The 13,972-nt window shown below is 69.6% G+C and carries 10 protein-coding genes; 8 read left to right on the top strand and 2 right to left on the bottom strand.

Annotated elements, in window-relative coordinates; translation table 11 throughout:
• Positions 1-576, bottom strand: coding sequence for a TIR domain-containing protein (locus C503_RS0107195; RefSeq protein WP_156893046.1), 576 nt, complete (start codon positions 574-576; stop codon positions 1-3).
• Between the two features lie 213 nt (positions 577-789).
• Between C503_RS0107195 and C503_RS0107190 the strand changes: the two genes are divergently transcribed.
• Together C503_RS0107190 and C503_RS43090 are read left to right on the top strand one after the other, a co-directional pair.
• On the top strand, positions 790-1,752 hold the full coding sequence (locus C503_RS0107190) for an SEFIR domain-containing protein (protein WP_018681508.1): 963 nt from the start codon (positions 790-792) through the stop codon (positions 1,750-1,752).
• Positions 1,753-1,783: 31 nt separating this feature from the next.
• Positions 1,784-5,200, top strand: coding sequence for a P-loop NTPase family protein (locus C503_RS43090; protein ID WP_156893045.1), 3,417 nt, complete (start codon positions 1,784-1,786; stop codon positions 5,198-5,200).
• Here C503_RS43090 and C503_RS0107170 read toward each other — a convergent pair.
• A complete protein-coding gene (locus C503_RS0107170) occupies positions 5,181-5,675 on the bottom strand; it encodes a DinB family protein (RefSeq protein ID WP_018681505.1) in 495 nt (164 codons plus the stop codon). The two genes, C503_RS43090 and C503_RS0107170, sit on opposite strands and share 20 nt — an antisense overlap.
• A gap of 146 nt (positions 5,676-5,821) precedes the next feature.
• Here C503_RS0107170 and C503_RS38400 point away from each other — a divergent pair, with 146 nt between their 5' ends.
• The 6 genes from C503_RS38400 (at position 5,822) to C503_RS0107140 (ending at position 13,967) form a co-directional block, all read left to right on the top strand.
• Positions 5,822-8,146, top strand: coding sequence for a CHASE3 domain-containing protein (locus tag C503_RS38400; protein ID WP_169514508.1), 2,325 nt, complete (start codon positions 5,822-5,824; stop codon positions 8,144-8,146).
• A 116-nt stretch (positions 8,147-8,262) separates the two neighbouring features.
• Entirely contained in the window at positions 8,263-10,362 is a 2,100-nt protein-coding gene (locus tag C503_RS43085; protein WP_018681503.1) for a GAF domain-containing sensor histidine kinase, read from the top strand.
• 200 nt (positions 10,363-10,562) lie between these two features.
• Entirely contained in the window at positions 10,563-11,123 is a 561-nt protein-coding gene (locus tag C503_RS0107155) for a GNAT family N-acetyltransferase (protein WP_026316044.1), read from the top strand.
• An 11-nt stretch (positions 11,124-11,134) separates the two neighbouring features.
• Positions 11,135-12,679, top strand: coding sequence for an adenylate/guanylate cyclase domain-containing protein (locus C503_RS0107150; RefSeq protein ID WP_018681501.1), 1,545 nt, complete (start codon positions 11,135-11,137; stop codon positions 12,677-12,679).
• A 70-nt stretch (positions 12,680-12,749) separates the two neighbouring features.
• Positions 12,750-13,358 carry a cytidylate kinase family protein gene (locus C503_RS38385; RefSeq protein ID WP_018681500.1) on the top strand — a complete coding sequence of 203 codons (609 nt, stop codon included), beginning with the start codon at positions 12,750-12,752 and terminating at the stop codon, positions 13,356-13,358.
• Between the two features lie 165 nt (positions 13,359-13,523).
• The gene (locus C503_RS0107140) at positions 13,524-13,967 is read left to right on the top strand and encodes an NUDIX hydrolase (RefSeq protein ID WP_342663370.1); all 444 of its coding nucleotides are present in this window, start codon (positions 13,524-13,526) and stop codon (positions 13,965-13,967) included.
• The last annotated feature ends 5 nt before the right edge of the window (positions 13,968-13,972 follow it).

The following is a 13,972-nucleotide window of genomic DNA, read 5'->3' as shown; positions in this document are numbered from 1 at the left end:
TCACAACCTCGGCTTCCGTGCGATCGGCGGCGGTCCGGGTTGCGGGGTGAGCACCGGCCAGTCCGACCGCCACTCGGGCGCGAGCTTGATCAGGTCCGCGACCTCGTCGGCGATCCGCCCCATCTCCTTGTGGAACCCCAGGTATGCCGGGGACTCCTGGAACTGTGGGTACGGTTGCGCGTAGTCGCGCAGGTCCTGCATGCGCCGCAGACCCGCCCACGGCGGGAAGCTCTCCGAGTCGTTGAAGATCACCGGGTAGATCAGGGTGGCCGGACCGGACAGCTGCTCGCGTTCGGCCATGGTGTGCCACTCGGCCAGGCACCACTCGTCCCGGAAGTACTTCGGGGAGCACACCGGGACGAGGATCCGGCTGCGCTGCAGGGCGCTGCGCGACCGCTCCGGCCAGGACTGGCCGCCGCCCACCATGTCGTCGGTGAAGACGCTGACCGCCTCCACCACCGTGACGTCCAACAACTCCGACAGCCGCGGGTGGAAATGGGTGTGCACCCACTGCCCGATCACCGACCCTCGGCGGCAATAGCTGATGAACACGTCGTACTCGTACACGCGTGCCATCGCTCCCCTCACGAACCAGCGCCCGGGTGGGCCGATCGTAAGTCGGCCGTCCCGACCCGGAAAGGCCGTGGATACGACAGAACCTGGACAGTTGCCCGTCCACTTCCACAGTGGAGCGGAAAAGGGCGACAGAAACCTGACACGCGGGCGCGGGATGCCACACCTCCCCGACAATGCGAGGCGAACCGCTCCCCGCACACCCCAGGAACGCCCATGTCTGACATCCCGGATCCGCGCGTGTTCATCACCTACGCCCAGGAGTCCGCCGCCCACACCGAACAGGTGCTGGCGTTCGCCACCTACCTGCACGCCTCGATCGGCCTGGAGGTCGAACTCGACCAGTGGGCCGACGGCCACCGCATCGACTGGTCGCTCTGGGCGGGCGACCACCTGCGCGAGGCCGATTTCGTCCTGGTGATCGCCTCACCGCAGTACAAGCGGCGGGCCGAGGGCCGGGCACCGTGGAACGTGGGCAACGGCGCGCAATACGAGGCGGCGAGAATCCGCGACCAGCTGACCAGGAACCTGCACGCGGGAACCCGCAGGTTTCTCCCGGTCATCCTGCCGGGCGGCTCGGTCGAGGACATTCCCGACTTCCTCAACGCCTACTCCACCACCCGTTACCACATCGACTCCTTCACCGAGATCGGTGTCTCCGGCCTCATCTCGGCGATCACCGGGAAACCGCTCAACCCCCGTCCACCGCGCGCACAATGGCGGCAGGGATTGGAAACCCCACCCGCCGATACCCGAACGCCACTCGCGTCCCTGCCCTGGTTGACGCACAGTCCCTCGGTGGCGGCCGCCGCGGCGGTGCTCGACGGCGTCACCCTCGACAACAGCCTGGTGCTACGCCCGAAAACCCCGGAACACGGCTTCGTGGAAGTCGACCTGGGGCACGCCTACCGCGGACTGACCGCCGTGGTCGGCGTCCTCGACGACGCGCGGCAAAGCTTCCAGGTCGGCCATTTCCAGGTCTTCCTGGACGGCGGCAGGCACACCGAAATCCGCGCCATCGCGGGCGAACCGCGAACCGTCGAGGTTCGACTGGCGGGCATCCGACGACTGCGGCTGGAGATGCACCGCCCCGGTACGCTACGCCCGGGTTCCGGTGAAACCGGTGTTCGCTCCGCGGGCCTTCCCGAACTGGCCTGGGGAAACCCGATGCTGTTCTGACCCGACACAGACCCGTGAGAACGCGAAGGCGATGGTAGAGCAGGGCACCCATGGTCAATCCATCGTCGGCGCGGTCCACGCCACCGCTATCCGGGCCGACAGCGTCCACGGCGGCATCAACGTGGGCGCACCAGGAAACGCCCGCTCACGCTATGCCGAGCGGGTGGACGAAATCGCGGCGCGAGAACCGCTCCAGGACCGCGACAACGAACTCAGGCTGCTCCGAGCGCACTGCCAGGAGCCGGTGGCATGCCCTTACCTGGTCTGGAGAGCGCCTGCCTGGGCAGGCAAAACGGCACTGCTAGCAGCGTTCGTGCTGAGTCCGCCCGCGCACACCCGAATATTCTCGTTCTTCGTCGGGCGCTTCGCCGGACATGACAACCGTGACGGCTTCCTGCACGTCCTGCTCGAACAACTCGCCGACTTCCTGGAGCGCCCACTGCCGCAGTCGTTGTCTCCGTACACCCAGGAAGCACATTTCCTGGGCATGCTCTCGGATGCCGTCGAGAAGTGCACCGAAATGGGTGATCGCGCGGTACTCGTGGTCGATGGCCTCGACGAGGATCGTGGGGTCACCACCGACCCCGGCGCACACAGCATCGCCGCTCTGCTGCCGAGCACCCCACCCGGGGACCTGCGGGTTATCGTGTCGACCCGCCCCAACCCGACCACTCCCGGCGATGTCCCAGACCTTCACCCACTGCGCAGACGTCGCGACATCCATGACCTGCTCCCTTCCCGACGCGCCCAGGTGGTGCGCCGCGACATGGAGCGCGAACTGGACCGCTTGCTCTGCGGAACCGATCAGGAACGGGAACTGCTGGGTCTGCTGACCGCTGCTCGAAGCGGCCTTACCGTGTCGGACCTGGTCGAGTTGACGGGCTGGTCTCACCGCACCACGACAAAGCTCCTGGACAGCGTCGCGGGTCGCACCTTCATGCCACGCTCGGTGCGCGGCAACAAGGCCTACATCCTCGGACACGAAGCACTCCAAGCCAGCGCCGAAGACTTCATCGGCGCTGCCGCCCTGACCGGGTACTTCCACTGCTTGCAAACCTGGGCCGACCGGTACCGCGAGGCGGAATGGCCAGATAGCACCCCGGACTATCTGGCCGAGGGCTACCCGCGTCTGTTGATGGAGACGAACGACGTGGACCGCCTTGTATGCCTGGCCACCGATCAGTTCCGCCACGAATGGCTGCACCGCATCGCCGTCAGTGCGGCCGCGCTGGCCGATATCAACCTGGCCAAGGCTCTTGTCAACGACCTGCCCCGGATGGCCAGGCTCGCGCTGCACACTGGTCTCCTGCTCGAACGCCGCGACCAGATCCCGCCAGAACTCGCCGGTCTGTGGCTGGCTGTGGGCAGGCGAGACCACGCGGACAACCTGTTGGCAGGTTTCGACACGCCGCTGCTTCGGGCCGAGGCTTTGGCAAGCATGATCACCGTGGCGCCCGAGCTTGACGCGGTCAATGAGGTGGTCTCGATATGCGCACGTTCGCTCGGCCCTTACGACCAGGCACGGCTGCTATCTCACGTGACGGGGGTGATCCGGCGATGTGACACGTTGCCGCGTGCGATGTGGGTCTGCCGAAGTATCCAGCACGACAACTTGCGGCTACCGGTAGTGCTAGAGCTGATCGAACACGCCATGCGCACCGGCCAGGCACAGTATGTGGAGGGACTACTGTCCCGGTTGCCTCTATCGGGTGAAGGTCGACGTGCAGGACTGGCGTTGGCAACCACCAGTACGGATCCGGCCCGAGCCGAGGCAATGTGCGAACAGATCACTTCGAGCAGCCTTCGTGCCGAAGCGCTGGTCGCCATTGCCCGGATCCATGCGGCGCGCGATGAGCGCCGTCTTGCGCACACGATCATCCTGCGTGTCGTAGGCGACCAGGATGACGAGCGGTCGTCGGCGACGCACGTAAAGATTCTCATCTCCGCGACCGGCATCCTGTGTGCAATCGGTCTGACCGATCAGGCGCGAGACCTAGCCGAGGAGCTCGCGAAGTTCCTCGACAGTTCGATCTCATCCGACCCCTTGGCCGTGGATGTGGCGGCCGAGTTGAGTGCGGTCCTGACCGCCGCGCCCGAGCTACGCAACTGGATGCGCCCGGTGGTCACTGCCCTGTGCGCACACCCACCGTGGAGTGTCGACCTGGTCAGACTGGTCGCCGAGGTAAAGTCGGTGGACGAGGCTTGGACGTTGGTCGACACGGGGCTCGACCATGCGCGTCGCTTGTCCGCGATCATCGCGGTAGTCGAGGTGGCCTGTCGCAATGTGGCCGCCGACCAAGCGGCTGCCCTGGTCGAGGAACTCGAACAGGCGATCACCGCTGTCGCGCATCCCGCCGGCCCGGCCGGGTTCCTGGCGACAGTAGTAGCGGGCCTCGCAAAGCCGCCAACCGTAACCGGCCAGTCGAGGCCGAACGAACTGTACTCGCTGGTGTGCGCGACGGTTCGCACGTTTCCCGGGGCCGACGCGCTACCTGCGGAGCTGCTGTCACAGAGGTCGAACGCATGGCTGCCCACCTTGATCAAAGCGATACTCGCCGTCGGCGGGCCTGGTTGGATGGTGCGCCTCCTCGAACAGGTGGGAGTGCTGAGCGGATTCATCCTGCGGACCGCCACCATCGGTGTCCTTGCCGAGTCATGTGCCGATCGCCAGTTCGCCCTGCGCCTGCTGGCCGAGGCTCGCAACCTCTACGATCGGACCCCTGGTTTGCCAAGTGATCGCCATGTCGTGGACTTGGTCGTCGCGGCGAACCGACTCGACCCAGTCGAGGCGCTGCTGGCCAGCCGCCAGATCGTCTCCACCGCCACCCGGATGGATACCCTCGCCCACCTTGGTGATCTCCGCAAGCGAGCGGGTGTCGAAGACTTCTCGGCGCTCCTCGCCGAGACAGATGACTTGATGGCGAAGACACTGAGCCCGGTTGAAGTCGATGATGTCCGCTACGGCAAGGTCCGCTTGGAAGCCACAGCAGGACTGTTCAGCGAGGGTGAGGCCACCGCCGCGCAGATCGATGACCCGTTCACCCGGGGGCGTGCCACGGTGGCCCTGATGCGCGCGGCTGCGCGGGCAGGCGATGACCGGCGCGCGAGACACTTCCTGCATCTAGGCGTGACCGCCGCCCACTTGGCCGCAGGCTCAGCGGGCCGAGGCCGCGTTATTGCCGTAGTCGCGCAGGGCGCTCGGGACGTGGGCTGGTACGACGACGCGATGAACCTGGTCGACCGCATCGACGACAGCTACGATCGCGCCGCAGCACTGGTCGACCTCGCGCGCACAGCGTCCGCCGACCACCGACATGAGTTGCTGATGGCCGCCCTACGATGCGGTCACCTGGATGTGGTCGCGCCTGCGTTCATGGACGATCCGGAGGTCTCGGTCGCGATTCTCGACGAGGTGGCGCGGGTGTCTTCTAGGTCAGCTGACGCTTGATGTCGAGTTCGTGGTGGCGGCCCTCGTGCAGTGTGTGCAGCACGACCCACTCCACCGTTCGCTCTACCGGCGCCGGGTAGGGATACCGCACTACTCGTTCGAGGTCTTCCGGTTCCAGGCGGTCGATCACTCGGGCCAGCAACGCCGCCGCGTCCGTCAGCTGGCGCGCGACGTCCTCCGGTTCCTGCTCCCCGTACCCGTCGTGGTCCACTCGCTCGTCGCGTCCCATCGGGACGATGTCGCTCTGCTCACCCCGGCGCGCGGCCAGCAGGCGTTCACGCTGGACGAGCAGCACGTCCCGGAGGTGGCAGCCGTATTCCAGCGGGGACCACACCTCGGCGGCGGGCCGCGTCCGCAGGTCCGCGTCACCGCGCAGGATCGCGGCGACCGAGGCCGCCACCTCCGCGATCGATCGGGCCGCCCCGGGTGTCCACACGGGGTCGTACTCGTAGCCGCATTCCTCGCACCGGTCCACGCGCAGGATCCTAGTGTGGATTCGTCCCGCCACCCAGCCCCTCATCCCCGCCCGCCCCGGCAACCGAGGCGTGCCGGCGGCACCGGCCACCGGACCGCAACGCGGACGCCACTCACCCAGGCGTGTGTGGTGCCGATACCGTGACGGTGAGCAGCCCAGTCCGAACCCCGCGCCGAGTCCCACTGTGGACTGTCGGCAGGCTGCTCGCGGCCGGGTACGTGCTGGCGATCGGCGCACTGGTGGCCATCGGTGCCGCCGCGTACGTGCGGATCGGGACACTCCTGGACGAGTACGCGCCGGTGGACCGCAGCCACCACGTGCTGGAGTCGATCGGGGACCTGTGGTCGCAGCTGCAGGACGCCGAACGCGGGCAGCGCGGATTCGTGATCACCGGCGACGAGCACTACCTCGCGCCGTACGAGCGCGCGCTCACCACCATCCCGCGCACCCTGACCACCCTCACCGAAACTACCTTCGACGACCCGGCGCAGCAACGCATTTTGACCCGCCTGCGCGAGCCGGTCCACCAGAAGCTGGACGAGCTCGCCGAGACCGTGGACCTGCGCAGGCAGACCGGTTTCGCCGCGGCCGAGCTGGTCGTGGCGACCGATGTCGGCGCGAGCTACATGGCCGAGATCGAGGGCCTGCTCAACGCGATGCAGCACGAGGAGGCGCGGCTGCTGGCCGAGCACCAGCGGGCGACCCTGGGCGCGGCCGACCGCACCCGGTCGTTCATCGCGTGGGGCGCGCTGGCCGCGGCGGTGCTGGCGGCGGGCGGCGCGTGGTGGATCACCCGCCGGGTCACCCGGCCGATCCGCGCGGTGACCACGGCGGCCACCCGGATCAGCGCGGGCGAGCTGGCCACCCGGGCGCCGGTGCGCGGCCCGGCCGAGCTGGCCAGGATGGCGGAGGCGGTGAACGCCTCGACCGAGGCGCTGATCGCGGCGACCGCGGCGCAGACGACCTTCCTGGCCACCATGAGCCACGAGATCCGCACCCCGATGAACGCCGTGATCGGCATGACCGGCCTGCTGCTGGACACCGACCTGAGCACCGAGCAGCGCGACTATGTCGGCACCGTGCGGGACAGCGGCGAGGCGCTGCTGGTGATCATCAACGACATCCTGGACTACTCCCGGATCGAGTCCGGCGAGCTGGAGCTGGAGCACGCGCCGTTCTCCGTGCGCGAGTTCCTCGACAGCGCGCTGGCGCTGGCCACCACGTCCGCCGCGGCCAAGGGCCTGGTGCTGACCGGCGAGATCGCGCCGGACTGCCCGCCGGTGCTGCGCGGCGACGCGACCCGGTTGCGGCAGGTGCTGGCCAACCTGCTCGGCAACGCCGTCAAGTTCACCTTCCGCGGCCGTGTCGAGGTCCGCGTCGGCGCGGACGTGGTCGGTGACCGGGCGTTCCTGCGGGTGGCGGTCAAGGACACCGGCATCGGCATCCCGGCCGACAAGGTGGACCACCTGTTCCGTTCGTTCCACCAGGCCGACACGTCCAACACGCGCGCCTTCGGCGGCACCGGCCTGGGCCTGGCGATCAGCAGGCGGCTGGCGGAGGCCATGGGCGGCACGCTGACCGCGGCCAGCCGGGAGGGCCTTGGCTCCACCTTCACGCTGACCGCGGCGGTGGGCGTCGAGGCGGCCGCCGAGCCGGAGCCGGAGTTCGTGCCCACGGTCTCGGCCCGGACCGGGGCGGGCGCGCCGCGGATCCTGTTGGCCGAGGACAACCAGGTCAACCAGCGGGTCGCCCAGCTGATGCTGGCCAAGCTCGGCCACCGGGTGGACATCGTGGCCGACGGCCGGGAGGCGGTGAACGCGCTGCGGCGCGCGCCGTACGACATCGTGCTGATGGATGTCCAGATGCCGGTGATGGACGGCCTGGCGGCCACGCGGGCGATCCGCGCGCAGCTGCCGGTGGAGCGGCAACCGCACATCATCGCCATGACGGCGAGCGTGCTGGTCGAGCACCGGGCCGCCTGCCACGCCGCCGGGATGGACGACTACCTGGCCAAACCTGTCCGCCCGGCGGATCTCGCGGCCGCGCTCGCCCCGTTCACCAGGGGCCCCGCGCCCGAAGCCCCCGCCGAACAGACCGGCGACCGCGCGACGGGGATCCTGGACCGGCTGCACGACATCAGCGGTCCGAACCCGCCCGAGGCGGAGCGCGCGCTGCTGACCCGGTTGCTGAGGTCGTTCACCACGCGCACGCCGCAGGCGCTCGACCGCCTCACCGATGCCTCGGACGCGGCCGACACCGCGCTCGTGGCGACCGAGGCGCACGCGCTGCGCGGCGCGGCGGGCAACATCGGCGCACACGCGCTGGCCGCCCGGCTGACCGTGGTCGAGGACAACGCGGGTGCAGGCCGGTTGCCGGAGACGGCCGAGCTGGTGGCCGTCCGGGACGAGTACGCGCTGGTGGCGGACGCGTGCGCGGCCGTGGCAGCCCGGCTCGAACCGAGCGAACGGTAGCGCTCTTTTGTGCCGATCGGGTGAATCTCCTGCGTCGGCACCGGGCCGCGCCGAATAAACCGGACGTGGTGGGCTCCCCCTGCCCGACCACAAGTACTCGCGAGGGAGGGGTGGGTGTGAGCGAGTCTGCCCGGCTGGCGGAGCTGCACGAGTACGGCGTGCTGGACGCACCCGCCGACGACGAGCTGACGGCGGTCGTGCGCGCCGCGGCCATGGTGGCGAACGTGCCCACCGCGTCGCTGAACCTGCTCGACGAGAACCGCCAGTGCCAGCTCACCACCATCGGCTTCGAGGGCGGCGACTCGCCGCGCGAGGAGTCGATGTGCCAGACGGTGGTGCTGGGCGGGCACACCGCGATCACCGCCGACGCCAGGGTGGACGGGCGGTTCGCCGCCAACCCCTGGGTCACCGGCCACTACGCGGCCGTGCGCTTCTACGCGTCCGTCCCGCTGATCACCCCGAACGGCCACGTGCTCGGCACGCTGTGCGTGTTCGACGACAAGCCCAAGGAGCTGGCGACCGACCGCCTGTCCGCGCTGGAGGACCTGGCCAACGTGGTGGTCGCGCTGTTCGAGCGGCGGCGCCAGGCCCGCTCGAACCGGGCGCTGGCCGCCGAGGCCGACGCCCAGCGCGCCCTCGCCGAGGACTACTCGCGCGAGCTGGAGGTGCGCCAAGAGCTGACCGACGCGGTGCACGAGACCATCGAGGTCGCCATCGTCGCCTGCGACTCGGCAGGCCACCTGACGCTGTTCAACCGGGCCGCCCGGGAATGGCATGGCCTGGACCCGGACGCGAACCTGGACCCGGCCGAGTGGTCCGACCGCTACAGCCTGTACGCGCCGGACGGCGTCACCCTGCTCGCCCCCGAGGACGTGCCGCTGCTGCGCGCGCTGCGCGAGGGCCGGGTGGACGACGTGGAGATGGTCATCGCCCCGCACGGCCGCCCGGCGGTGCACGTGCTGTGCAACGGCCGCGCCCTGCGCGCCGCCGACGGCACCCGGCTGGGCGCGGTCGTGACGATGACCGACGTGACCGTGGAACGCGCGCACCAGCAGGCGCTGGCCGACCGCGAGCAGGTGCTGTCGACCATCCTGGACACCGCCCCGGACGCGTTCGTGGCCACCGACGCCACCGGCGTGATCACCGCCTGGAACCCGGCCGCGCAGCGGATGTTCGGCTGGACCCCGGCCGAGGTGACCGGCAGGCCGCTCACCGAGCTGATCATCCCCACGCACCTGGCCGACGCGCACGCCCGCGGCCTGGTCCGGCGCGCCACCACCGGCGAGGCCCGGCTGTCCGCGGACCTAGTGCAGGTCCCGGCCCGTCGCCGGGACGGCTCGGAGCTGCTGGTGGAGCTCAGCCTGGCCGAGTTCACCTGGCAGGGCGAACGCCGCTTCCACGCCTTCCTGCGCGACGTCACCGAGCGCGAGGCCGCCCGCCAGCGGCTGGCCCGCGCCAACGCCGAACTCGCCGCGGCCAACGACGAGCTCGACCGCTTCACCGCGATCGTCGCGCATGACCTGAAGAGCCCGCTCGCCGCCATCTCAGGCTACGCCGAGGTGCTGACGGAACTGGCGCACACGCGCGAACAGGAGCGTCCGCTCTCCGCGATCACCCGCGCGGCCACCCGGATGAACTCGATGATCGAGGACCTCCTGCACTACGCGCACGCCAGCCACGAACCACTGCGCAGGCGCCCGGTCGACCTGAACACCCTCATCGACGACCTGACAACGGAAATCGACGCGGCGGGCACCCGGGTGGAGATCACCCACGGCCCGCTCCCCCTGGTCGACGCGCACCCCACCCTGCTGCGCCAGGTGATGGCCAACCTCCTGGGCAACGCGGTCAAGTACGTGGCGCCCGAGGTCGAGCCGTGCGTGCGCGTCTACGGGGAGGAGGACGCGGACTGGGTGACGATCCGCATCACCGACAACGGGATCGGCATCTCCCCGGAGGGCCGCGAGCAGGTCTTCGCGCTGTTCCACCGGGAGCCGACCGCGGGCGAGTACAAGGGAACCGGGATCGGCCTGAGCACGTGCCGCCGCATCGTGGAACGCCACGGCGGGACGATCTGGGTCGAACCCGCCCCCACCGGCGGCACCACCGTCGTGTTCACGTTGCCCGCGCCCACACACACGATCGAACCCGCACCGGGCAGCGTTCCCACCACCCGCGAGCACATCCGTCGCGTCCCGGCCCAGCCCCGCCGCTGAACCACCCGACCACGCGCCTGTACGAAACCTGCCCGCACAGATCACCAACCGCACGGCGAGACTGCCGAATCCCGCGCCCTGTCAAGATCACACAACTGGCAACTGTGGACAACTCCGCACTCCTGTGGACAACCACCCCGTCGCGTTCGCTTCCCGCTAAAGCGGTCGCGGCTGTCGGGAGGAACGTGTAGACCGTGCGCGTGAGCTCACTGTGGACTGGGACCAAGGTATGGCTGCGCGGCGTGGAGCCGGAGGACTGGCAGACTTTTCGGTCATTCGATGAACATTCGGACGACATGCGGGCGGGCGACCGCGTGCACCCGCCGCTGTCGAGCGAGGGGTACCGCCGGGTCACCGTCGAGCGGTCGGTGCGGACGACGCCGGAGAACATGCACCTGTCCATCGTCTCCGTCGCCGACGGCCAGGTCGTGGGCGGCCTGAACACACACTCGGTCGACCGGCGGTCGGGCCGCTTCCAGTACGGCATCGGCGTCGGGCGCGCGCACCGCAGGCACGGCTACGCGGCCGAGGCGATCGGGATCCTGCTGACCTACATGTTCGGCGAGGAGCGCTTTCACAAGTGCGAGGTCAAGGTCTACGGCTTCAACGAGTCGTCGATCGCCCTGCACCGCGCGCTCGGGTTCCGGGAGGAGGGTGTGCTGCGCGACCACGAGTTCTTCGGCGGCCGCCATCACGACGTCGTGCTGTTCGGGCTGACCCTGTCGGATTACCTCGACCGCTGGGAATTCCCCGAGGTCTGACAGCCCGTACCATGGCGCCGGTGATGGCGCCTCGTCCGCGCGGTGGTCCCGGGCCGTTCGGCTCGCGGCTGTTGGGCCCGCTCGACCAACACGGTCTCGCGCTGCGCCTGCGGGTGCAGGTGCTGCTCACGGTGAGCCTCGTGCTGGCCAACCTGGTCGGCGCGGTGGTCGTGGTGGCGTTGGCGTTGTTCGTCATCCCCGGGCCCGGCCCGGTCGGCGGCACCTGGCTGGTCATCGGTGTCGGTGTGCCGTGTTACGTTCTCGCCGCGGTGGTGGGCGGCGGTGTCTGGGGCACCGACCGGGTGTTGCGCGTGCTGCGGTGGGCGGTCGACGACCGGGAGCCGACGGCCGAGGACCGGCGGGCGACGCTGCGGATCCCGTTGCGGTTGACGTTGATGCAGGCGTTCCTGTGGGGCCTGGCCACGGTGGTGTTCACCGTCGCGGTTGGACTGTCGCAGCCGACGTTGGTGTTCACGGTCGCGTTCACCGCCGGTTTCGCCGGGATTGTCGTGTGCGCCAACGCGTACCTGCTCAGCGAGTTCGCGCTGCGCCCGGTGTCCGCGCGTGTCCTCTCCGCCGCTCCCCCGCCGCGACGCGGGCCGGGGGTGCTGGTGCGGATGCTGGTGTTCTGGTGCCTGGGTACCGGCGTCCCGGTCGCGGGCGTGCCGGTGGTGGCGGTGTTCGCGCTCGCGCGCGGCACCGTGCCGACCGAGCGCCTGGCCGTCACGGTGATCGTGCTGGCCGCGGTCGCGCTCGTGGTCGGTCTGCTGGTCACGGTGTTCACGGCGCGCGCCACGGTCGCGCCGATCCGCTCGGTCCGCGATGGGATGACCCGCGTCGAACAGGGCGGACTGGACACCCGGATCCCGGTCTACGACGGCACCGACCTTGGCCTGCTGCAGGCGGGCTTCAACCGGATGGCCGCGGGCCTGGCCGACCGCGACCGCCTCCGGGACCTGTTCGGCAGGCACGTCGGCCACGAGGTCGCGGCCGCCGCCGTCGACCAGCTCGGCGGCGCCGTGCGCGAGGTGGCCGTGGTGTTCGTCGACCTGGTCGGCTCCACCGGGATCGCCGCCACCCGCCCGCCGACCGAGGTGGTCGACCTGCTCAACCGGTTCTTCACCATCGTGGTCGACGAGGTGGACGCGCACGGCGGCCTGGTCAACAAGTTCATCGGCGACGCCGTCTTGGCCGTCTTCGGCGCCCCGCTGACCCTGCCCGACCACGCGGGCCGCGCACTCGCCGCCGCCCGCGCCCTGGCCGCCCGCCTGCCCACCGAGCTGCCCGACTGCCCGGCGGGCATCGGCGTCGCCGCGGGCCCCGCCTTCGCAGGCAACATCGGCGACGAGCGCCGCTTCGAGTACACCGTGATCGGCGACCCGGTCAACGAGGCCGCCCGCCTCACCGAGCTGGCGAAGTCCAGGCCAGGCCTGCTCGTCGCCTCGGCCCGCGCGCTCGACGCGGCCGACCCGGCGGAGGCCCGGCGGTGGCGCACGACGGACGCGGTGACCCTGCGCGGCCGCACCGAGGAGACATTACTGGCCGTTCCCGTCTGAGTGCGGAGTGCCACCGGCAATCGGGGTTCATCCTCAGGGGTGGACTCGCTCCCGACTGCTGGAGCCGCGCATGAACGTCACCATCTCCGGTCTCACCGCGGCGGGCAAGACCACCCACGCACTGCTGCTGGCCCGTGAGCTGGACTACGACTACGTCTCGGCGAGCTCGCTGCTGCTGTCCGCGCTCGGGGTCTCCGCCGGGGGACGCAATACACTGTGGGCGACCGGGTTGTCCACAGTGGAGCGGATGCGGGACGCGCGGCCGGTCGACCGCGATCTCAACGATCGGCTGCGCAACGAGTTACGCACCCGCGACCGCACGGTATTCGACTCCTGGGCCGCGCCCTGGTTGTCCGAAGGCGGTTGTGTGCGGGTCTTCATCGAGTCGGACCGACCATCGCGGGCGCGGAAGGCGCGGGTGTCGCAGGAGCCGTGCGGACCGTTCCTCACCCAGCGCGAGTGCGGCGCGCTTCTCGACACCAAGGACACGACCACCGCCGAACGGCTGCTTCCCCTGCTCGGACTGGATATCCGGCGGGACCGCACGGTGTTCGACGTGGTCATGGACAACTCGGCCCTGATCGAGGCGCCGACCGTCACCGCCGCGCGCCGGGGCATCGCCCAGTTCCACCCCGAGCTGGTCACCGCCGTCCGCGCGATTCTCGACACACCTGGCTGATTCCCCATGGTGGCAACACTTTTGGGCGAATTCCCGCGACCGGTTCGCCGGATGACTGACAAATACACGACAGTTCACGGACAAGACCGAGTGATTGCCTCCGGGGGCGCCGAAGTTAGCGGTACGACTTGCCTTGGCGGCAACACAGTACACCTCCAACTGTGAATGATGGGACGTTTTGCCATGCAACCTCTCCGGCTCGCAGGCTGTGTGATCCCGGATCCCCAGGGGCGTCTGCTGATGCTGCACCGCAGAACCGCGAGCCTCACCCAATGGGAGATTCCCGGCGGAAAGCTCGAACGGGACGAGGAAGCCGACGCGGCTGCCCGAAGGGAACTGCTGGAGGAGACCGGCGTGGAGGTGCACATCGAACGCGAACTGGGCAGCACGGAGTTCCAGCAGAACGGCCGGTGCATGGTCTACACCTGGTTCCTGGCCTCGATCCCGCACGGCCGACCGCGCCCGGTCGAGGCCGACGTGCATGACAGGTGCGACTTCCTGGGCATCGACCAGCTCCTCGACATGCCGGACGCGCTGTCCCCCAACGTGCGCAAGCTCATCGAGGAGCTGAACACCGGCCGGATAATCATAGCGGCAACGACGCACTAACGATA

It is taken from the genome of Actinokineospora enzanensis DSM 44649 (assembly GCF_000374445.1).
Classification (GTDB): domain Bacteria; phylum Actinomycetota; class Actinomycetes; order Mycobacteriales; family Pseudonocardiaceae; genus Actinokineospora; species Actinokineospora enzanensis.
Note: the sequence above shows the minus strand (reverse complement) of the source record. Positions and strands in the feature narration are given on the sequence as shown.